Raw genomic sequence first — 20,241 nt, 5'->3', positions numbered from 1 at the left:
GAAGTGCGCATGGCGGAGACGGTTCCTCCTGCACCGTCCTCGCTGCGCCGTCTCGTCCCCAGGATCTTCTCCCGGGCCGCTCGTCGGGACGACGTCGAGAAGCTGCTGCGGACGGTGCGCACGCATCACCCCAAGGGCGATCTGTCGATCATCGAGCGAGCTTACGCCGTCGCCGATCGAGCGCACACCGGGCAGGCCCGCCAGAGCGGCGAGCCGTACATCACGCATCCGCTCGCCGTCGCGCAGATCCTCGCCGACCTGGGGCTGGGACCCAAGGCCATCGCTGCCGCGCTGCTGCACGACACGGTCGAGGACACCGGGTACGGCCTGGATGAGCTGACGGCCGACTTCGGCGACGAGGTCGCGATGCTGGTGGACGGCGTCACGAAGCTCGACAAGGTCAAGTACGGCGAGAGCGCGCAGGCCGAGACGGTCCGCAAGATGATCGTGGCGATGTCCAAGGACATCCGCGTGCTGCTCATCAAGCTCGCCGACCGACTGCACAATGCCCGGACCTGGGGCTTCGTCCCCCCCGAGAAGGCGGCCAAGAAGGCGACCGAGACGCTCGAGATCTACGCACCGCTGGCTCACCGGCTCGGCATCCAGGCCATCAAGTCCGAGCTCGAGGACCTCTCCTTTGCGGTTCTGCACCCCAAGCTCTACGCAGAGATCGAGAGCCTCGTCAAGCAGCGGACCCCGCAGCGCGAGCAGTACGTGCAGAATGTGATCGACGCCGTCGACGGGGATCTGCGGGATCTGCGCATCCGCGGGCGCGTCATGGGGCGCCCGAAGCAGCTCTACTCGGTGTATCAGAAGATGATCGTGCGCGGTCGCGAGTTCGACGACATCTACGACCTCATCGGGATCCGCATCCTCGTCGGAAGCGTGCGCGACTGCTATGCCGTCCTCGGCGCGATCCACGCCCGCTGGACGCCGCTGCCCGGCCGCTTCAAGGACTACATCGCGACACCGAAGTTCAACCTCTACCAGTCGCTGCACACGACCGTGATCGGACCGGGCGGGCGGACGGTCGAGATCCAGATCCGCACCAACGAGATGCACCAGCAGGCGGAGTACGGCGTCGCCGCCCACTGGAAGTACAAGGAGCGGATGGCCGGCGGCAAGCCGGACGACAAGGCGATCGACGCCGACATGGCCTGGCTCGCGCACATCTCGGACTGGCAGGCCGAGACCGCCGATCCGGGGGAGTTCCTCGACTCCCTGAGGTTCGAGATCGGCGCGAAGGAGGTCTACGTCTTCACGCCGAAGGGCCGGGTCATCGGCCTTCCGGCCGGCGCGACGCCGGTGGACTTCGCGTACGCCGTGCACACCGAGGTCGGTCACCGCACGATGGGCGCCAAGGTCAACGGGCGACTCGTTCCGCTGGAGTCCGAGCTCAAGAGCGGTGACGTCGTCGAGGTCTTCACCTCGAAGAATCCGGATGCGGGCCCCAGTCAGGACTGGCTCGGCTTCGTGAAGTCCACGCGCGCCCGCTCGAAGATCCGCGGGTGGTTCACGAAGGAGCGCCGCGAGGACGCGATCGAGCAGGGCAAGGAGGCCATCGCGCGCGCGATGCGCCGGCAGAACCTCCCGCTCCAGCGCCTGATGAGCCAGGACTCCTTCACCGAGGTCGCCCAGCAGCTGCGCTATGAGGACGTGTCTGCGCTGTACGCGGCCGTCGGCGAAGGGCACGTGTCGACCCAGTCGGTGATCGAGAAGGTCACGTCGCTGGTCAGTGCGAGCGACACCTCCACCGGTCCCATAGACCTTCCGTCCGTGGGCCGCAGCCGCGCACCGCGGGGCGGGGATTCCGGCGTGCTGGTCCGGGGAGCACCCGACATCCTGGTGAAGCTCGCCAAGTGCTGCACCCCCGTTCCCGGGGACGAGATCGTCGGGTTCGTCACGCGAGGCAGCGGCGTGTCTGTGCACCGCACCGACTGCACCAACGTGTCGTCGCTCATGCAGGACCCGCAGCGGATCATCGACGTCGAGTGGGCGCCGACGAGCAAGAGCGTCTTCCTGGTGCAGATCCAGGTGGAGGCCCTCGACCGATCCGGGCTGCTGAGCGACGTCACCCGCGTGCTGAGCGAGCACCACGTGAACATCCTGTCGGCGAACGTCGCGACCTCCAATGACCGTCTCGCGATCAGCAGATTCGTCTTCGAGATGGGTGACATCGTGCACCTCGACCGCGTGCTCAACGCCGTGCGCCGGATCGACGCCGTCTACGACGTGTACCGCGTCACCTCGTCCTGAGACCCCACGGTCCTCTCAGCACTCAGCCGCGCGATCAGCCCCGCCGCGGGACGCTTGCCCGGGAACGGGCCCGAGGCCGCTATGTGCGCCAGCGCCTCTTCGGCGAGGCCCGGCCAGCGGTGCGTCATCGCCGCCGCTGCAGCGCCGTGGGCGTCGTCGCCTTCGCGGGCGAGGTCGACCAGCGTGCGGACCCGGTCGGTGACGTTGACACCGCCCACGACCGTCAGATGCTGCGGCGGGATCATCGCATCCCGATAGCGGAAGCGCCTGCCGAGCACGTGATGCAGGCGTCGCGGCACCGCCCGCTGCACGGTGTGACGCGGGGGCGGATCGGCGACCGCGTCGTGTATCCAGGCAGCGCTGAGGTGGGTCGCCGCGAGGACCGTGCCCAGGATGTCGCGCAGCGAACCGGCACGCAGTGCGGCCGTCTCCACCGCGTCGGCGGGGATGTACGCATCGCCCAGCTCGACCACGTGCCCGTCGAGGCGCGCGGCGGAGAGTTCGGCCACCGACAGCCGATGGTCGGCGTAGTACAGGAACGGCGACGGCATACGGGCAGTGTGCCCCAGACCGTGTGCGGCCCGGGGCGCATCGTCAGATGCTGTGGAGAACTCCGAGTCGGATGCGCGGGGGAGGGTCAGCCGCCGAGCGCTCGAAGCCACGTCTTGCGCGCTTCGAGGGCTTCGGATGCCGCGGCGATCGCCTTCTCGTCACCGGAGGCGCGGGCGTCGTCGAGCTCCTGCTGCAGCTTGTCGATCGCGTCGGTCAGCTGGCGGGTCATGTCGTTGGCCCGGGCCTTCGTCTCGGGATCGTTGCGCTTCCAGTCCGCCTCCTCGCGCGCGCGCAGTGCGTTCTCGATCTTGCGGAGGTCGTCGTCCAACGCGCGCTCGACGTCGCGGGGGAAGACGCGTCCGAGGTCGTCCCAACGGCGCTGGATGCCGGTGAGAAGAGCGCGGGCCTTGGTCAGATCCCGCTCGTCCGCGACAGCACGCGCCTCTTCGAGGAGCTCGCGTCGCGCGGCGATCTTCTCGCGCGAGGATTCGGCCTCGGCCGCTTCGCGCACGCCGCGCGCCTCGTAGAGGGCGTCGCCGGCGGCCTTGAAACGAGCCCACAGGGCATCGTCGGCCTTCTTACCCGCGCGACCAGCGGACTTCCACTCATCGAGCAGATCGCGGTAGGCGCCGATGCCGTCCTCGCCGCGGGGGGCGAGGGCCTCTGCGCGTTCGACGAGCCGCGCCTTGCGATCGCGCACCGACTTGTGCGCTTCGTCCAGTTCGGCGTAGAACTCCCGTCGGTGACGATCGACGGTCGCGCGCGCGTCGCGGAAGCGCTTCCAGAGCGCTTGGCCCGTGGACCGCGGAAGGCGGGGCCCGTTCTGCTGGTGGTCCTGCCACCGCTCGAACAGCGCCGTCATCTCGCCCGACGCCTGCTTCCACTGGACGGTCTTCGGGTCGCGCGCGGCGAGCGCCTCGGCGCTTTCGACGATCCCGGTGCGCTCCCGCACCGCCTCGTCGACGGCTTCCTTCGCCGCCTTGGCCTCGGTCTCGGTCGCCTGCTCGAGGGTGGCGAGCAGGGCGCCGACGCGGGCCTGCAGTCCCGCGAGGTCACCGACCGCTGCGGCGCCGTCGAGCTTCTCGGACACCGTGCGGGCTGCCTTGCGGACGTCCGCCGCCGATGCGCCGCCACGACGGTGACGCACCTCCAGGAGGGTGACTTCGCTGGCGAGATCGGCGAACTTGCGCTCGAAGTACGCCAGAGCCTCTTCCGCGGAGCCGTCGGGGAACTGCCCGACCACGCGCCAGCCGTCGGTCTCTCGGACCGAGACGGTGCCGTCGTCGTCGACGCGGCCCCAAGCCTCGTCAGCGGGGGAGTCGGGAGTGGTTTCTGCGTCGGCAGTCACGGATTGCACCTCATCGCGGCAACGGCCGCCTGTGGGGGGATGGACGCGCCCAGCCTAGTACGGCCGGGCGACCGGCCCGAAAGGGCTCGCGATACGGCGTGCCCGTCACGGGGTGGGCGTCGGCGTGGGCTCAGGTGTGGTGGCAGGAGTGGGCGTGGGTGTCCCGCTGGGAGCCGGTGCGAGGGTCGGGATCGGCGTCGATGAGGGGGACGGCTCGGTCGCCCCGGGGCCGACGGTGAAGAAGAGGGTCTGGATGACGACGATGCCGACGACGAGCGCACCGCCGGCGATCCCGGCGACGACGTTGTCGCGCGCGCGCCGACGGGCCAGCGACGCCTGGAAGTCCTGACGCGCCTGATACAGCCGCGCGCGATCGCGTGTCGCGCGCGTCGCGCGGTCTCTGCCTGGCTTGGCCACGGAGCCTCCTCCGCCCGGCCCCTCGCCGAGCGGCTCGATCCTAGATCGACGCGGCGGACGCGGCCAAACCCGGCGATGATGTCCGCGCCGCCGATTAACCTGGGGAGGTGACCACACCGAGCGCCCTGTTCACGGGGCAGACGCCGCTCGCGGTGCGGATGCGCCCGGTGTCACTGGACGAGGTGGCAGGGCAACCCCATCTGCTCCGCCGCGGGTCTCCGCTGGTGGCGCTCGCGGACGCTGACGCCCGCACCACGGCGACGTCGGTGATCCTGTGGGGTCCGCCCGGAACCGGCAAGACCACCCTCGCCCAGGCGATCGCGCGGTCCTCGGGGCGCCGATTCGTGGAACTGTCGGCCATCACCGCCGGAGTCCGCGATGTGCGCGAGGTCATGCAGGAGGCTCTGACCCAGCGCGATCTCTACGGTCAGTCGACAATCCTCTTCCTCGACGAGATCCACCGGTTCACCAAGGCGCAGCAGGACGCCCTGCTGCCGGGTGTCGAGAACGGGTGGGTGCTGCTGATCGCCGCAACCACCGAGAACCCGTCGTTCTCGGTGATCGCGCCGCTGCTGTCGCGCTCGCTCCTGCTCACCCTCCGACCGCTCACCGACGACGACCTCGGTGTGCTCGTGGATCGAGCGGTCGCCGACCCGCGTGGTCTCGCCGGGGCGGTAACCCTGACGCCCGAGGCGCGCGAGGCGCTCATCCGGCTCGCCTCGGGCGACGCCCGGCGCGCATTGACGGCACTGGAGGCGGCCGCATCGCTGGCGCCCGAGCCCGACGAAGCGAGTGGGACGCGGGCGATCGACTCCGAGCACGTCGCGCAGGCGGTGGACCGGGCGCTTCTGCGCTACGACCGCCAGGGCGACGAGCACTACGACGTCATCAGCGCGTTCATCAAATCCATCCGCGGATCCGATCCCGATGCCGCCATCCACTACCTGGCACGGATGATCGAGGCCGGCGAGGACCCGCGCTTCATCGCGCGGCGACTGATCATCTCCGCCGCGGAGGACATCGGCCTGGCCGACCCGCAGGCGCTGTCGATCGCGGTGGCCGCCGCCGACGCCGTGCAGCTCATCGGGATGCCCGAAGGGCGCATCCCCCTCGCCGAGGCGACCACCTACCTGGCCACCACGGCCAAGTCGAACGCCGCCTACGTCGCCATCGACGCGGCGATCGCGGATGTCCGAGCCGGCGGGATCGGCCGCGTGCCGCCCCACCTGCGGGACGCCCACTACCCGGGCGCCAAGCGACTGGGCCACGGCAAGGGCTACCGCTACCCGCACGACAGCGAGATCGGGGTCGTCGCCCAGCAGTACCTGCCCGACGAGCTGCGCGAGCGCCGCTACTACCAGCCGACGCAGCGCGGAGCCGAGCGCGACATCTCCGCCCGTCTGGAGCGGATCCGGCGCATCCTCGACCCCGGATCCTGACCACCGCTGGCGAGTCGGGTCGATTTCCAGGCGCGATCGGGCGATCTGTTAGGATTGACCGGCTCGAAACCGTGTTTTCGGGCATCCCCCTTCTCCTTCACCTACCGTTCGGTGCCGCCCCGGCGTGCGGATCGACGGGCGGAGTAGGGCGATACGTCCGTGAGCCGCGAAAGTCGTGGCCACGTCATGGAAGGAATCCTTCGTGCCTACGAAGTCCCAGGACCGCCGCAAGGTCCGCCTGTCCCGTGCTCTCGGCGTCGCCCTCACCCCGAAGGCGGCGAAGTACCTCGAGAAGCGCCCCTACGCTCCGGGGGAGCACGGCCGCACCAAGCGCAAGCAGGACAGCGACTACGCCGTCCGTCTGCGCGAGAAGCAGCGTCTGCGCGAGCAGTACGGCATCCGCGAGAAGCAGATGCGCAACACGTTCAACGAGGCCCGCCGCAAGGACGGCCTGACGGGTGAGAACCTCGTCGAGCTGCTCGAGATGCGTCTGGACGCCCTCGTGCTGCGTGCCGGCTTCGCTCGCACCACCGCTCAGGCGCGCCAGCTGGTCGTGCACCGTCACATCCTGGTCGACGGCCAGACGGTCGACCGCCCGTCGTTCCGCGTGAAGCCGGGTCAGCTCATCCACGTCAAGGCGAAGAGCGAGGGGACCGAGCCGTTCCAGGTCGCCGCCGCCGGCGGTCACGCCGACGTGCTGCCCCCCGTTCCGGGCTACCTCGAGGTCGAGCTCGACAAGCTGCAGGCCCGCCTCGTCCGTCGCCCCAAGCGCGCCGAGGTCCCCGTCGTCTGCGACGTCCAGCTCGTCGTCGAGTACTACGCCGCGCGATAACCCGCGCACGCGCGACCGAAGGGCGCCGGGGCAACCCGGCGCCCTTCGGCGTTTGCGCTTACGATGGATCGATGCCGTGCCGGCGGCCGAGGAGTGGTGACATGAAGAACGTGCTGTGGTTCCTGGCGGGTATCGCCGGGGGATTCGTCGTTGCCCACATGATGAACAAGGACCCCCGGGGGCACGAGCTCCTCGCCGAGGTCGATGCCCGCATCACCGAGTTCACCGATCGCATCGGCGACGCCTATCGCGAGCAGGAGGCCCGGTTCTCGGGACTGGTCGACGAGGTGAAGGATGCCGCTGCCGGCGCCGCCGAGTCGGTGCGCGCCACCGCCGCAGACGCCGCCGACGACGTCGCGGACGCCGCGCGCAAGACCACCGACTGACCCGACGCGCCCCCGGTCACGGGGGAGAAGACCGCCTACTGCGAGGACCTGAATGAAGACCGCGGAGATCGCCCAGCGCTATCTTGACTATTTCGCGAAGAACGACCACGTCATCGTCCCGTCGGCGTCGCTGGTCACGGACGACCCCGCACTGCTGTTCACGGTGGCGGGGATGGTCCCGTTCATCCCGTACCTGAGCGGTGATGTCCCCGCGCCGTACGCCCGTGCCGCGGACGTCCAGAAGTGCCTCCGCACGAACGACATCGAAGAGGTCGGCAAAACCCCCCGACACGGCACCTTCTTCCAGATGCTCGGCAACTGGTCGTTCGGCGACTACTTCAAAGAGGGCGCGATCCGCTTCGCCTGGGAGCTGCTGACGAGTCCCGAGAGCGCCGGCGGACTCGGGTTCGACCCGAAGGACCTGTGGGTCACCGTGTACGAGGAGGATGACGAGGCGCACGGCTTGTGGCGCTCGCTCACCGACCTGCCGGAGGAGCGCATCCAGCGGCTCGGCAAGGACACCAACTACTGGAGCACCGGCCTCCCCGGGCCTGCCGGCCCGTGCTCCGAGATCTTCTTCGACCGCGGCCCCGAATACGGCATCGACGGCGGCCCCGCCACCGACGACGACCGCTACGTCGAGATCTGGAACCTCGTGTTCATGCAGTACGAGATCACGAACGTGCGCTCGAAGTACGACTTCGACATCGTGGGCGAGCTGCCGGCGAAGAACATCGACACGGGCATGGGTCTCGAGCGCGTCGCCTTCATCAAGCAGGGCGTCGACAACATGTACGAGACCGACCAGGTCCGCCCGGTGCTCGACCGCGCTGTGGCGCTTTCCGGTCGCACCTACGGCGCGAACGCCGAGGATGACGTGCGGTTCCGCGTCGTGGCCGACCACGTCCGCTCGTCGCTCATGCTGCTCGCCGACGGCGTCACCCCGGCCAACGACGGCCGCGGCTACATCCTCCGCCGCCTCATGCGCCGCGCCATCCGCTCGATGCGCCTGCTCGGAGTCGAGGGGGCGACCTTCGCCGAGCTCTTCGCCGCTTCCCGGGATGCGATGAAAGAGGCCTACCCCGAGGTCGAGACGGACTACCCGCGCATCTCGCGCTACGCGCTGGCCGAGGAGGAGACCTTCCTGCGCACGCTCGCCGCCGGCTCCAGCATCCTCGACGAGTCGGTCGCCGAGACCAAGCGCTCGGGCGGCACGGCCCTCGCCGGCGCCGAAGCCTTCCTGCTGCACGACACGTACGGCTTCCCGATCGATCTGACCCTGGAGATCGCGGAAGAGGCGGGACTCACCGTCGATCGCACCGCGTTCGACGTGCTCATGCAGGAGCAGCGCTCCCGCGCGAAGGCGGACGCCAAGGCACGCAAGCGCCAACTGGCCGACACGAGTGCGTACCGCGACTTCCGGGCCAAGGGCGAGACGGTCTTCACCGGCTACACCGACCTCGAGACCGAGTCGTCCGTGCTTGGCCTCCTCGTCGACGGGGTCCCGGTCGACCGGGCGGTGGTCGGCGACATCGCCGAGGTCATCCTCGCCGAGACGGCGCTCTACGCGGAGTCGGGCGGCCAGGTCGCCGACAAGGGCGTCATCGTCGGGCCGGGCTTCGAGCTCGAAGTCCTCGATGTGCAGAAGCCGGTCGCGGGTCTCATCAGCCACACGGTGCAGGTGACGACGGGCGAAGTGGGCGTCGGACAGCCCGCCACCACGGTGGTGGATGCCGCCAACCGGCGTGCGGCACGCCAGGCCCACTCCGCGACCCACCTCGTGCACGCGGCCCTGCGCGACACCCTCGGGCGCACCGCCACGCAGGCGGGTTCCCTCAACCGCGCCGGCTACATGCGTTTCGACTTCTCGTGGAGCCAGGCGCTCTCGGAAGCCACCAGGAGCGAGATCGAAGAGATCGCCAACAACGCCGTCCGCGACAACCTCGAGGTGACCACGCGCGTACTCGCCCTGGACGAGGCCAAGGCGCTCGGGGCCATGGCGCTGTTCGGCGAGAAGTACGGCGACACCGTGCGCATGGTCGATATCGGGGGTCCGTGGTCGCGCGAGCTCTGCGCGGGCACCCACGTGTCGACGAGCGCCGAGATCGGCCTCATCAACCTGGTGGGGGAGTCGAGCGTCGGAGCCTCGAACCGTCGCGTGGAGGCTCTCGTCGGTCTGGATGCCTTCCGCTCGCTGGCGGCCGAACGCGCGCTCGTGTCGCAGCTGACCTCCACGCTGAAGACGCCCCGGGAACAGCTTCCCTCGCGCATCGCCGAGCTGACCGCGAGCCTGAAGGCCGCGGAGAAGAAGATCGCCGCCTACGAGGCCAAGGCGCTCGGCGACCGGGTGCCCGCACTGGCGGCATCGGCGTCGCCGGTGGGCGGCTTCCGTGTGGTCGCCGAGTCGGTCGGGGCCGCGGGCTCCGCCGACGATGTGCGCTCCCTGGCGCTCCAGGTGCGCGAGCGTCTGGGCTCCGGCGCGGGGGTGGTGGCCCTCGGCGGCGAGGTCGCGGGCAGGCCGGTCGTGATCGTCGCGGTCAACGAAGCCGCGCGGGCCGCCGGGGCGAAGGCCGGGCCTCTCGCCAAGGCTGCCGCCGCGGTGCTCGGCGGGGGCGGCGGAGGCCGCGACGACGTCGCGCAGGGCGGCGGTGCGGACGTCTCGGCGCTGCCGCGCGCGCTGGCTGCCGTCGGCGAGGCGCTGGCGGCGTGAGCGGCTTCCGTCGGGGCGTACGTCTCGGAGTCGACGTGGGACGAGCCCGCGTCGGCGTCAGCCGCAGCGACCCCGACGGCTTGCTGGCCGTGCCGGTCGAGACCGTGCCTCGCACCGACGCCTCGGTTGCGCGTGTGCTCGAGCTCGCCGCCGAGTGGGGGGCGATGGAGATCCTCGTGGGTCTTCCGCTCAACATGCGGGGCGAGGACACCGCGTCGACGGTCGATGCCCGCGAGTTCGCCGACGCGCTGTCCGCGGGCGGTTCCGCGCCCGTGCGACTCGTCGACGAACGCCTGAGCACGGTGTCTGCGCACGCGGCTTTGCGGGATGCGGGCCGATCACAGCGGAAATCTCGTAGCATTGTTGACCAGGTTGCGGCGGTCGTGCTCCTTCAGCAGGCCATCGATGTAGAGAAGCGCACGGGACGCCCCGCCGGAACGACCGTCCCCCAGGAGTTCGCCTGACATGCCCCATGACTCGTTCGACGATCCGTTCGCGGATCTCTACGGCAAGCTGCCCGACCCCCGCGTGAGCGGCAACGGGCACCGCGCCGCTTCCGAAGAGCCACACGACACGCCGACCGGCGCGGCGCCGGTGTCGCGGCGGGCTGCGCGCGAAGCCGCCGCGCGGGACGCGGCATCACGCGGGACATCGTCGCCGGCAGAGGATGCCGCCCCCGGCGGTTCCGCGGAGTCCGCGCCTCGCTCCGCGAGTGAGCGACCGGCCGTACCCCCACGCCCCGCCCCACCCGCACGCCCCGCCGCAGCAGGCGCGGGCCACGGGCGGTCCGACGAGGCGTGGCCGTTCGCCGATGCCGACACCGCACCCTCGACGTCCGCAGCGTATGGACGCGCCGCGAGCGCGGGCGGCGGCACGGCCACCGCCACACGGCCCTCGACGCTGGAGGACCTGTTCGCGGGCGAGAGCAGCACCGACGAGCTGGGCGCGCTGCCCCCTGAGCCCGACCGGGGACGTCGCCGGATCGGCGCGTGGATCGCGCTGGCCATCGCCCTGCTGATGGTCGGCGGCATCGCCGCCGGCGGCCTGTGGGTCTGGAACACCTACGAGAACCAGATCCGTGAGGTCATGGGCTGGGAGGAGCCCAAGGACTACGAGGAAGGCCTCGCCAGCGGAGAGGCGCTGCTGACGATCAGCTCCGGAGACGTGCCGTCCACGATCTCGCGCTCCCTCTACGACGCCGGCGTCACCAAGACACCCGAAGCCTTCTACGAGATGCTGATCGACACCGGTGAGAACCCGACGTTCTATCCCGGCGTCTACCAGCTGCAGCAGCGGATGACCGCCGCTGCGGCGCTCGAAGCGCTGCAGGATCCCAGCCGCAAGCTGGAGAACTCGGCGCTCGTGCGTGAGGGACTCACCGTCGCCCAGACGCTTCCCATCCTCGCCGAGGGCCTGGGGATGCCGCTGGAGGAGTTCGAGGCCGCCGCCGCGGACCCCGCCGCCTACGGGGTGGACGCCGAGAGCCTCGAAGGCTGGCTGTTCCCCGCGATGTACACCTTCGATCCGGGTCTCACGCCTTCGGACGTGATCCAGCGCATGGTGGACCGCACCGCCCGCTCGCTCGACGACGCCGGCGTGCCCGAGGCCGATCGCCAGCGCGTGCTCACGATCGCTTCGATCATCCAGCGCGAGGCGCGTTTCGAAGAGGACTTCTACAAGGTCGCCCGGGTCATCGAGAACCGGATGGACCCGGACAATCAGGAGACGTTCGGGATGCTCCAGATGGACTCGACGGCGCAGTACGGCTACGGCGAGATGCACGCGGGGAGCGCGAGCACGTCCGCCGAAGCGCAGTACGACGACAACCCGTGGAACACCTACGTGCACCCCGGGCTCCCCATCGGTCCGATCTCCAACCCGGGCGACACCGCGATCGACGCGGCGATGAACCCGGCCGACGGCGACTGGCTGTACTTCGTCACGGTGAACCTCGACACCGGCGAGACGCTGTTCACCTCGAATCTCGCCGACCACAATCGCGGGGTCGCGCAATGGCAGGCCTGGTGCGCCGACAACCCGGATTCGGGGTGCTGACCGGGGGCGCACGGCGACTGGAGGTCTGGGGCGATCCGATCGACCACAGCCGATCGCCTGCGCTCCACGCCGCGGCCTACCGCGTCCTGGGGCTGGACTGGACATACGGGCGGCGGCGGGTGGACGAGGCATCCTTCGCCGGCGAGCTGGCGGGCCTCGACCGCACCTGGCGCGGGCTCTCGCTGACGATGCCGCTGAAGACCGCGGCGCACCGCGCCGCGGTCCGGCGGGACCGTCGCGCGGAGCTGACGGGTGCGGTGAACACGCTCCTGCTCGGCCCGGACGGCCCGGCCGGCTTCAACACCGACGTCGGCGGCATCGTCGCCGCCCTGGCCGATGAAGGCGTCCAGGCGGCGCCGACCGCCCGCATCATCGGCGCCGGCGCCACGGCCACCTCGGCGCTGGTGGCCCTGGCCGAACTCGGCGCGCAGCGGGTCGAGGTCGTCGCACGACGGGCCGGGGCCGTCACGGAACTCGCGCGGCTGGGCGCCGTCCTCGGCGTGGCGGTCGTGCCCGCGCCCTTCGAGGACGACCCCGTCACCTCCGCGCCGCTGACGATCGCGACGCTCCCCGGCGACGCCTCCCTCGCCCCGCGGGTCGCGCGCGGCCTCGCGCGCACCGGCGGGCGTCTTCTCGACGTCGTCTACGGCCACTGGCCGACGGCGCTGTCGGCGGCGTGGGACGAGGTGGGGGCTCCGGCGTCATCGGGACGGGGGATGCTGCTGCATCAGGCCGTCCGGCAGGTGCGCATCTTCACCGCCGGGGATCCGGATGTTCCGCTGCGTGACGAGCCGGACGTCGTCGCCGCGATGCGCTCCGCGCTCGTGGAAGACTAGACGAATGCTCCGCGTGCTGACTGCCGGTGAATCGCACGGCCCCGAACTCGTCGCCATCATGGAGGGCCTGCCCGCGGGCGTGCCCGTCTCCCGCGCCGCCATCCAGGCCGATCTCGCGCGCCGCAAGCTCGGCTACGGCCGCGGCTCGCGCATGAAGTTCGAAGAGGATGAGCTGAGCATCTCGGGCGGCGTGCGCCACGGGCTCACGCTCGGCAGCCCCATCGCCCTGCGCATCGGCAACACCGAATGGCCCAAGTGGGTCGAGGTGATGAATCCCGAGCCGGTCGAACTCACCGAGCGCTCGCGCGGTCGCGGCGCAGCGCTCACGCGACCCCGTCCCGGACACGCCGACCTGGTGGGCATGCAGAAATACGGCTTCGACGAGTCGCGTCCGATCCTGGAGCGCGCCAGCGCGCGCGAGACCGCGGCGCGGGTCGCGCTGGGTGCTCTGGCACGCAGCTTCCTGTCCGAGCTCGGCATCCGACTGGTGAGCCACACCCTGTCGATCGGTCCCGTCCGCGTGCCCGAGGATGCCCCCCTGCCCTCTCCCGACGACGTCGACTCCCTCGACGCCGACCCGCTGCGGTGCTTCCACGCGGAGACCTCCGAGGCGATGGTCGCCGAGGTGGATGCGGCGAAGAAGGACGGTGACACGCTGGGCGGCGTGGTCGAGGTCCTCGCGTACGGACTGCCTCCGGGGCTCGGGTCGCACGTGCACTGGGATCGCAGACTGGACGGCCGGCTCGCCCAGGCGCTCATGAGCATCCAGGCCATCAAGGGGGTCGAGGTGGGCGACGGGTTCCTCACCACCACGCGCCGTGGATCCCGGGCCCACGACGAGCTCTTCGCCACCGACGCCGGCATCTCCCGCGCGAGTGACCGCGCCGGTGGCACCGAGGGCGGGATGTCGACCGGCACCGTTCTGCGTGTGCGCGCGGGGATGAAGCCCATCGCCACCGTGCCGCACGCGCTGCGCACCGTCGATGTGGCCACCGGCGACACCGCCGCTGCGCATCACCAGCGATCGGACGTGTGCGCGGTGCCCGCCGCGGGTGTCGTCGCCGAGGCTATGACCGCGGTGGTGCTGGCCGAGGCGGTGCTCGAGAAGTTCGGCGGCGACAGCGTGGCCGAGACCCGTCGGAATCTGCAGGGATATCTCGAAGCCATCCCCGACACGCTCCGCAGCACCGCGGCCAGCGACGACGCCCTCGGAGCATGACGCCGGCGGAGCGCGCGATCGTCCTGATCGGTCCGATGGGGGCGGGCAAGACGAGCATCGGCCGACGCCTCGCGAAGGCGCTCGGGGTTCCGTTCACCGACACCGATGCGAGCATCGTGCGGGAGCACGGGCCGATCGCCGACATCTTCACGACCCGGGGCGAGGCGCACTTCCGCGCCCTGGAGCGGGACGCGGTGAGCGAGGCGCTCGAACGGGGCGGCATCGTGTCGCTCGGCGGCGGGGCGGTCCTGGACGAGGCCACGCGGCGCGCGCTGACCGCGCACCGCGTGGTGCTGCTGACGGTGGAACCCGCCGTCGTCGCGGGCCGCATCCGGCAGAGCGCGCGACCGCTCCTGCAGGACGAGGACCCGCTCGCGCGGTGGGCGGAGATCTACGCCGCCCGCCGGCCGCTGTACGAGCAGCTCGCCCACGTCGCGTTCGACACGTCGCGGGGCCCCCTGCAGGGCGTGGTCGATGACATCCTGGCGTGGGCGCAGCACGACGACGAGGGAGAACGATGAGCGGGACGACGACGATCACGGTGTCGGGCGATGCCTCGTACGCGATCACGGTGGGCCGAGGCCTTCTGGCGGGCCTCGCCGAGGCGCTCCCGCCGTCCGCGCGCAAGGTGCTGATCGTGCACCCGCCGACACTCGCCGCGCAGGCCGAGGCGCTGCGCGCACGCCTGGTGGGCGACCGCGAAGTCCTGCTCGCCGAGATCCCCGACGCCGAGGCGGGCAAGCGCATCGAGGTCGCCGCCTTCTGCTGGCAGGTCATGGGCAAAGCCGACTTCACCCGCACCGACGTCGTGGTCGGATTCGGGGGCGGAGCAGTCACCGACCTCGCCGGCTTCGTCGCCGCGACATGGCTGCGGGGCGTCGCCGTGGTCCAGGTGCCCACGACCGTGCTCGCCATGGTCGACGCCGCCGTCGGGGGCAAGACCGGGGTCAACACCGCCGAAGGAAAGAACCTGGTCGGCGCGTTCTGGCCTCCCCACGCCGTGCTGTGCGATCTCGACCTCCTCGACTCCCTGTCGGACAACGAGCGGGTCGCGGGGTATGCCGAGGTCGTCAAAGCGGGGTTCATCTGGGCACCCGAGATCCTCGACCTCGTGGAGGCCGACCCCGCCGCGGCCACCGATCCGGCATCCGACGCGTTCCGGCGCACGATCGAGCTGGCCATCGAGATGAAGGCGCGCGTGGTGAGCGAGGACCTCCGCGAGGCCGGCCTTCGCGAGATCCTCAACTACGGGCACACCCTCGGGCACGCGATCGAGCACGCCGAGCGGTACCGCTGGCGCCACGGCGCGGCGGTCTCGGTCGGCATGGTGTTCGCCGCCGAGCTGTCGCGCCTTGCAGGCCGGCTGCCGGATGCCGCAGCGCAGCGTCACCGCGACATCCTGACGTCGCTCGGACTTCCGACCTCGTATCGTCCGGGCGCGTGGCCCCAGCTGCTGGCCACCATGCAGCGGGACAAGAAGAGCCGCGGCGGCATGCTGCGCTTCATCGTGCTGGACGACATCGCCAAGCCCACGGTGCTGCAGGCTCCCGACGAATCGCTGCTGTTCGCCGCCTACCAGGAGGTCGGGGCATGAGCGGCCACCCGATCCGCGACGAGAGCCGTCGCCGCCTGCTGCTGGTCAACGGGCCGAACCTGAACCTCCTCGGCACCCGCGAGCCCGAGATCTACGGCGCCGACACACTGCGCGACGTCGAGCAGCTCGTGGCGCGGACCGCCGCCGTCCACGGTTTCGACGTGCGCGCCGTCCAGAGCAATCACGAGGGCGTCCTCATCGACGCCATCCACGCCGCGCGGGAGGACTGCGCCGGGATCGTGATCAATCCCGGAGGCCTGACCCACACCTCCGTGGTGCTCCGCGACGCCCTCGCGGGGGTGGCGCTGCCGGTGGCCGAAGTGCACATCTCGGATGTGTACCGTCGCGAGGAGTTCCGTCATCACTCGTACGTCGCCGATGTGGCCGTCGTGCACGTGATCGGCGAGGGCGTGGCCGGCTACGCCACCGCCACGCGTCTGCTGCTGGACGTCGTCACCGGGCAGGCGGAGGGCTGATTCCGGGCCGCACCGGGCACATCCCGTAGAATCGACCGTCGGCCGTGCGCGCGCGCGAGCCAGAACCCATTACGAAGGAATCCCACGCGACATGGCATCCACCGCAGACATCAAGAACGGCGTCGTCCTGAACATCGACGGGCAGCTCTGGAGCGTGGTCGAGTTCCAGCACGTCAAGCCGGGTAAGGGCGGAGCCTTCGTCCGCACGAAGCTGAAGAACGTGGTCAGCGGCAAGGTGGTCGACCGCACGTACAACGCGGGCGCGAAGATCGAGATCGAGAACGTCGACCGCCGCGACTTCACCTACCTCTACAACGACGGCGAGAGCTTCGTCTTCATGGACACCGCCGACTACGACCAGATCAACGTGCCCGCTGCCACCGTCGGCGACGCGGCCAACTTCCTGCTCGAGAACCAGCAGGTCACCATCGCGCTCAACAACGGCAACCCCCTCTACATCGATCTGCCGGCTTCTGTCGTGCTCGAGATCACGTACACCGAGCCGGGTCTCCAGGGCGACCGCTCGTCGGCGGGCACCAAGGCGGCGACCGTCGAGACCGGCTACGAGATCCAGGTGCCGCTGTTCCTCGAGACCGGCACGAAGGTCAAGGTCGACACCCGCACGGGTGACTACCTCGGCCGCGTCAACTGATCGATGAGCGCACGCACGAAAGCGCGCAAGCGCGCCCTCGACATCCTCTTCCAGAGCGACGTGCGCGGTGAAGAGCTGACGACCATCATCGCCGCCGAGGCCCGGCGTGCAGCCGGTGAGCCCGCGCGCGAGGCGTCATGGCTTTACGCGCGCGAGATCGTCGACGGGATCAGCGACAACCGCGACGAGATCGACGAGCAGATCACGACGTTCTCGAAGGACTGGACCCTCGCGCGCATGCCGGCTGTGGATCGCGCCCTGCTGCGCATCGGCGCGTGGGAGATCCTGTACAACGACGAGGTCCCCACAGGGGTGGCGATCGACGAAGCCGTGGAGCTGGCCAAGGAGTTCTCGACAGACGAGTCCGGCGCGTTCATCCACGGCGTCCTCGCGCGCATCGCCCGCGCCTCCTGAGCAGCACGTCGGCGGTCCGCGGCAGGATGACGTGATGTCCTCCCGCGATCCCGATCCTGCCGTCGGATCCCTCTGGCGCGCGCTGACGGCGGCATCGGATCCGCCGCGCGGGATTCCCCTCGCCCTCGGGCTCGACCTCCAGCAGCGGTCCGCACGCGGACGCTCGCCCTGGGCGCCGAAGACGCTGACGGCGGCGACCGCCCGCGCGGCCGCCGCGCGACCCGAGGACGTGGTCCTCGCCGTCCGTCCGCTCATGCCCAGCCCCAGCACCGGGGCGTGGGTGAAGGGCGAAGTGACCTGGGATGTGCTGCGCCGCCCCGGCGACCGCTTCGCCGCCGCGCAGGCGCGCTGGTTCGCTGAACTCCACGGGATCGCCCGCGAGGTGCGCACCCTCACGACGTACTCCGATCTCGCCGACTGGCTGGTCCTCGACACGGTGGAGTCGCGGCTCCTGTGGCCGCACCTGGCCGAGGCGGACCGCCTCGGCATCCCGCTCGTGGGCGTCCGGCCGGGGAGCACGGTGGAGCTGCATGCCGAGGCCGCCGTCGAGCTCGCCGTCCGTCCGGCGGATGACGGCGGTCTCGAACTGTCACCGCGCGTGAGCGTCGGTGGCGAGCGCGTCGAGCGCGGCACCCCGCGTCCCATCGGCGCCACCGGACTGTATGCGTACGACTTCGCCGACGGTGGCCTGAGGATCGGGCTGGCCCCGGCGACGATCGGACGCGCGGCACGGGATCTCCTCGCCGCTGCGACGCCCGTGGCGGCGGTTCCGGCATCCGAACGCGGGGAGTTCCTCGAGCAGCACTTCCACGCCCTCGCCCGTCGCGAGCGCGTCCATACCGACCCGCGGGTGCGGATCCCCGCGCCGCCGCGGCCGGTGCTCCGCGTCCGCGCCACCACGGGTGAGGACAACCGTGTGGAGCTGTCGTCGACGTGGGCGTACCCGGGAACGCCCGACGCGCCGTTCGGGGCAGACGGCGCGAGTCACCGGGACCCCGAGGCGGAAGGGGCGGTCCTCGCCGCCGTCGCCGCCGTCTGGCCGCGCGCCGGAGACGCCGACTTCACCGGTTGGCACACCGCGCAGGGGCTCGACGCGGCCGACCTGGTCGCGCACGTCCTGCCGGCGCTCGAGGCCCTCGAGGGTGTCCGTGTCGATGTCCACGGCACGCCCGGCCGCTTCCGCGAGCTCACCGGACGTCCGGAGATCGTCGTATCGACCGTCGAGACGACCGACCCGGACTGGTTCGACCTCGGCATCATCGTCACCATCGACGGTCGGCGCATCCCCTTCACCCCGCTGTTCTCCGCGCTGACGCTCCGCCGCAGTCGCATGATGCTCGCCGACGGCGCGCACTTCTCGCTGCGGCACCCCGCCCTCGACAGGCTGCGAGAGCTCATCGACGAGGCCGCCGAACTCGCCGAGTGGGAGACAGGCCCGCGCATCAGCCGGTACCAGCAGTCGCTGTGGGCGGATTTCGAAGACCTCGCCGACCAGTCCGAGCCGGCGGTGTCGTGGCGCGCCGCGGCCGAGGCCCTGCGCGGCGTGCGGACCGTCCCCGACGCGCCGGAGCCGGCCGGTCTCGCCGCCAGCCTGCGCCCATATCAGCGGGACGGGTTCTCGTGGCTGGCCTTCCTGTGGGCCAACCGACTCGGCGGCATCCTCGCCGACGACATGGGGCTCGGGAAGACCCTCCAGGTCCTCACGCTGTTCCTGCACGCGCGGGCGGCGGGCGAAGCGCGCCCGTTCCTCGTCGTCGCTCCCACGAGCGTCCTCGGCGTCTGGCGCGAAGAAGCGGCGCGGTTCGCCCCTGGTCTGCGGGTGACCGTGGCGGACACCACGGGGGCGCTCGAGGACGTCACGGATGCCGCGGGCGCCGACCGGTCCGACGCGGTGGTCACCTCATACGCCGTGCTCAGGCTGGACGAGCGCGCCTTCCAGGACGTCGACTGGGCGATGCTTATCCTCGACGAGGCCCAGTTCGTGAAGAACCCCGCCACGCGGGCGCACCGTGCCGCCGCGGGACTGCGCGCGGACGCGGTGTACGCGCTCACCGGCACGCCGCTCGAGAACACCCTGTCTGAGCTGTGGGCGATCCTCGCGCTCACCGCTCCGGGGCTCTTCCCATCGGCGGCGAGGTTCCGGCGCGACTACATCGGCCCCATCGAGAAGGGGAAGGTGCCCGAGAACCAGGAGGGGGGCGCGTTCCGAACGGCCCGCCTTTCACGGCTGCGCCGCCGCATCCGGCCCTTCGTGCTCCGTCGCAGGAAGGAAGACGTCGCCGTGGAGCTGCCCGCCAAGCAGGAGCAGCTGCTGCACGTCGAACTCGGGGCCGCGCATCGCGCGCTGTACGACACCGTGCTTCAACGCGAACGGCAGAAGATCCTCGGGCTGCTGGCCGATCTCGACCGGAATCGGTTCATCGTGTTCCGCTCCATCACGCTCCTGCGGCTCCTGAGCCTCGCACCGGGTCTCGTGGATCCCGAGCGCGCGGGGATCCGGTCGGCGAAGCTCGACGCGCTGGTCGATCAGCTTTCCGACGTCGCGGCCGAGGGGCATCGGGCGCTCGTCTTCAGCCAGTTCACCTCCTTCCTGGACCTGGTCGAGGAGCGCCTGAACGCGGAGGGCATCGCGCACGTGCGCCTGGACGGCGGCACCCGCCGGCGCGAGGAGGTCGTCGCCCGGTTCCGCGACGGAGACGAGCCGGTGTTCCTGGTGAGCTTGAAGGCGGGCGGCTTCGGGCTCACCCTGACCGAAGCGGACTACGTCTTCCTGCTGGACCCGTGGTGGAACCCGGCCGCCGAGTCGCAGGCGGTCGACCGCACGCACCGCATCGGGCAGACCCGACCGGTCTTCGTCTACCGGCTGATCGCGACGGGCACCATCGAAGAGAAGGTCGTCGCACTCCAGGAGCGGAAGGCGCGGCTCTTCCACGCGGTGATGGATGCCGGCGAGCCGTTCGCGCGCGCCCTCACCGCGGACGACATCCGCGGACTCTTCGACGCCTGAGCGCCGTGGACGGCGCGGATCGGGGGAGCGGCTCGACCGACCCGTAGA

General features: G+C 70.9%; 18 protein-coding genes. 15 read left to right on the top strand and 3 right to left on the bottom strand.

Translation table 11 applies throughout. The features are described from left to right. Positions 1 to 9 precede the first annotated feature (9 nt). The gene (locus NFR93_RS02035) at positions 10 to 2,256 is read left to right on the top strand and encodes a RelA/SpoT family protein (RefSeq protein WP_251449664.1); all 2,247 of its coding nucleotides are present in this window, start codon (positions 10 to 12) and stop codon (positions 2,254 to 2,256) included. Here NFR93_RS02035 and NFR93_RS02030 read toward each other — a convergent pair. From NFR93_RS02030 to NFR93_RS15955, 3 genes are all read right to left on the bottom strand, one after another. Beyond that, the gene (locus NFR93_RS02030; RefSeq protein WP_251449663.1) at positions 2,226 to 2,807 is read right to left on the bottom strand and encodes a hypothetical protein; all 582 of its coding nucleotides are present in this window, start codon (positions 2,805 to 2,807) and stop codon (positions 2,226 to 2,228) included. The genes NFR93_RS02035 and NFR93_RS02030 overlap by 31 nt on opposite strands. An 86-nt stretch (positions 2,808 to 2,893) precedes the next feature. Further along, complete coding sequence (locus NFR93_RS02025) at positions 2,894 to 4,156, bottom strand: DUF349 domain-containing protein (RefSeq protein WP_251449662.1); 1,263 nt, start codon at positions 4,154 to 4,156, stop codon at positions 2,894 to 2,896. A gap of 105 nt (positions 4,157 to 4,261) precedes the next feature. Then, positions 4,262 to 4,573 (bottom strand): dioxygenase, encoded by a 312-nt coding sequence (locus NFR93_RS15955; protein WP_285814531.1) that lies wholly within the window; start codon positions 4,571 to 4,573, stop codon positions 4,262 to 4,264. Between the two features lie 107 nt (positions 4,574 to 4,680). Here NFR93_RS15955 and NFR93_RS02015 point away from each other — a divergent pair, with 107 nt between their 5' ends. The 14 genes from NFR93_RS02015 (at position 4,681) to NFR93_RS01950 (ending at position 20,193) form a co-directional block, all read left to right on the top strand. Beyond that, on the top strand, positions 4,681 to 6,012 hold the full coding sequence (locus NFR93_RS02015; protein WP_251449661.1) for a replication-associated recombination protein A: 1,332 nt from the start codon (positions 4,681 to 4,683) through the stop codon (positions 6,010 to 6,012). A 202-nt stretch (positions 6,013 to 6,214) separates the two neighbouring features. Continuing rightward, the gene (rpsD, locus tag NFR93_RS02010; protein ID WP_251449660.1) at positions 6,215 to 6,844 is read left to right on the top strand and encodes a 30S ribosomal protein S4; all 630 of its coding nucleotides are present in this window, start codon (positions 6,215 to 6,217) and stop codon (positions 6,842 to 6,844) included. A gap of 101 nt (positions 6,845 to 6,945) precedes the next feature. After that, entirely contained in the window at positions 6,946 to 7,230 is a 285-nt protein-coding gene (locus tag NFR93_RS02005; protein ID WP_251449659.1) for an ATPase, read from the top strand. A 52-nt stretch (positions 7,231 to 7,282) separates the two neighbouring features. Next, complete coding sequence (alaS, locus tag NFR93_RS02000; protein ID WP_251449658.1) at positions 7,283 to 9,940, top strand: alanine--tRNA ligase; 2,658 nt, start codon at positions 7,283 to 7,285, stop codon at positions 9,938 to 9,940. Then, entirely contained in the window at positions 9,937 to 10,404 is a 468-nt protein-coding gene (ruvX, locus tag NFR93_RS01995) for a Holliday junction resolvase RuvX (RefSeq protein ID WP_251449657.1), read from the top strand. The genes alaS and ruvX overlap by 4 nt, the downstream gene beginning before the upstream one ends. A gap of 1 nt (position 10,405) precedes the next feature. Further along, positions 10,406 to 11,995, top strand: coding sequence for an endolytic transglycosylase MltG (gene mltG / locus NFR93_RS01990; protein ID WP_251449656.1), 1,590 nt, complete (start codon positions 10,406 to 10,408; stop codon positions 11,993 to 11,995). Continuing rightward, positions 11,965 to 12,831, top strand: coding sequence for a shikimate dehydrogenase family protein (locus NFR93_RS01985; protein ID WP_353049893.1), 867 nt, complete (start codon positions 11,965 to 11,967; stop codon positions 12,829 to 12,831). The genes mltG and NFR93_RS01985 overlap by 31 nt, the downstream gene beginning before the upstream one ends. Positions 12,832 to 12,835: 4 nt before the next feature. Beyond that, positions 12,836 to 14,050 (top strand): chorismate synthase, encoded by a 1,215-nt coding sequence (gene aroC / locus NFR93_RS01980; RefSeq protein ID WP_251449654.1) that lies wholly within the window; start codon positions 12,836 to 12,838, stop codon positions 14,048 to 14,050. Next, positions 14,047 to 14,571, top strand: coding sequence for a shikimate kinase (locus NFR93_RS01975; RefSeq protein WP_251449653.1), 525 nt, complete (start codon positions 14,047 to 14,049; stop codon positions 14,569 to 14,571). The genes aroC and NFR93_RS01975 overlap by 4 nt, the downstream gene beginning before the upstream one ends. Continuing rightward, complete coding sequence (aroB, locus tag NFR93_RS01970; RefSeq protein WP_251449652.1) at positions 14,568 to 15,644, top strand: 3-dehydroquinate synthase; 1,077 nt, start codon at positions 14,568 to 14,570, stop codon at positions 15,642 to 15,644. Before NFR93_RS01975 ends, aroB begins: the two co-directional genes overlap by 4 nt. Further along, a complete protein-coding gene (gene aroQ / locus NFR93_RS01965; protein WP_251449651.1) occupies positions 15,641 to 16,120 on the top strand; it encodes a type II 3-dehydroquinate dehydratase in 480 nt (159 codons plus the stop codon). The genes aroB and aroQ overlap by 4 nt, the downstream gene beginning before the upstream one ends. A 91-nt stretch (positions 16,121 to 16,211) precedes the next feature. Next, a complete protein-coding gene (gene efp / locus NFR93_RS01960; protein WP_251449650.1) occupies positions 16,212 to 16,772 on the top strand; it encodes an elongation factor P in 561 nt (186 codons plus the stop codon). 3 nt (positions 16,773 to 16,775) lie between these two features. Continuing rightward, positions 16,776 to 17,186 (top strand): transcription antitermination factor NusB, encoded by a 411-nt coding sequence (nusB, locus tag NFR93_RS01955; protein ID WP_251449649.1) that lies wholly within the window; start codon positions 16,776 to 16,778, stop codon positions 17,184 to 17,186. Positions 17,187 to 17,220: 34 nt separating this feature from the next. Continuing rightward, the gene (locus NFR93_RS01950) at positions 17,221 to 20,193 is read left to right on the top strand and encodes a DEAD/DEAH box helicase (RefSeq protein WP_251449648.1); all 2,973 of its coding nucleotides are present in this window, start codon (positions 17,221 to 17,223) and stop codon (positions 20,191 to 20,193) included. Positions 20,194 to 20,241: the final 48 nt, after the last annotated feature.

It is taken from the genome of Microbacterium sp. Marseille-Q6648, from assembly GCF_943181415.1.
Lineage (GTDB): Bacteria > Actinomycetota > Actinomycetes > Actinomycetales > Microbacteriaceae > Microbacterium.
Note: the sequence above shows the minus strand (reverse complement) of the source record. Positions and strands in the feature narration are given on the sequence as shown.

What these genes read in the sequence shown, in the direction of transcription:
- NFR93_RS02035 (WP_251449664.1), top strand. Translation starts at nt 10, where the DNA reads ATGGCGGAGACGGTTCCTCCTGCACCGTCCTCGCTGCGCCGTCTCGTC.
- NFR93_RS02030 (WP_251449663.1), bottom strand. Translation starts at nt 2,807, where the DNA reads ATGCCGTCGCCGTTCCTGTACTACGCCGACCATCGGCTGTCGGTGGCC.
- NFR93_RS02005 (WP_251449659.1), top strand. Translation starts at nt 6,946, where the DNA reads ATGAAGAACGTGCTGTGGTTCCTGGCGGGTATCGCCGGGGGATTCGTC.
- alaS (WP_251449658.1), top strand. Translation starts at nt 7,283, where the DNA reads ATGAAGACCGCGGAGATCGCCCAGCGCTATCTTGACTATTTCGCGAAG.
- mltG (WP_251449656.1), top strand. Translation starts at nt 10,406, where the DNA reads ATGCCCCATGACTCGTTCGACGATCCGTTCGCGGATCTCTACGGCAAG.
- aroC (WP_251449654.1), top strand. Translation starts at nt 12,836, where the DNA reads ATGCTCCGCGTGCTGACTGCCGGTGAATCGCACGGCCCCGAACTCGTC.
- NFR93_RS01975 (WP_251449653.1), top strand. Translation starts at nt 14,047, where the DNA reads ATGACGCCGGCGGAGCGCGCGATCGTCCTGATCGGTCCGATGGGGGCG.
- aroB (WP_251449652.1), top strand. Translation starts at nt 14,568, where the DNA reads ATGAGCGGGACGACGACGATCACGGTGTCGGGCGATGCCTCGTACGCG.
- aroQ (WP_251449651.1), top strand. Translation starts at nt 15,641, where the DNA reads ATGAGCGGCCACCCGATCCGCGACGAGAGCCGTCGCCGCCTGCTGCTG.
- efp (WP_251449650.1), top strand. Translation starts at nt 16,212, where the DNA reads ATGGCATCCACCGCAGACATCAAGAACGGCGTCGTCCTGAACATCGAC.
- nusB (WP_251449649.1), top strand. Translation starts at nt 16,776, where the DNA reads ATGAGCGCACGCACGAAAGCGCGCAAGCGCGCCCTCGACATCCTCTTC.
- NFR93_RS01950 (WP_251449648.1), top strand. Translation starts at nt 17,221, where the DNA reads ATGTCCTCCCGCGATCCCGATCCTGCCGTCGGATCCCTCTGGCGCGCG.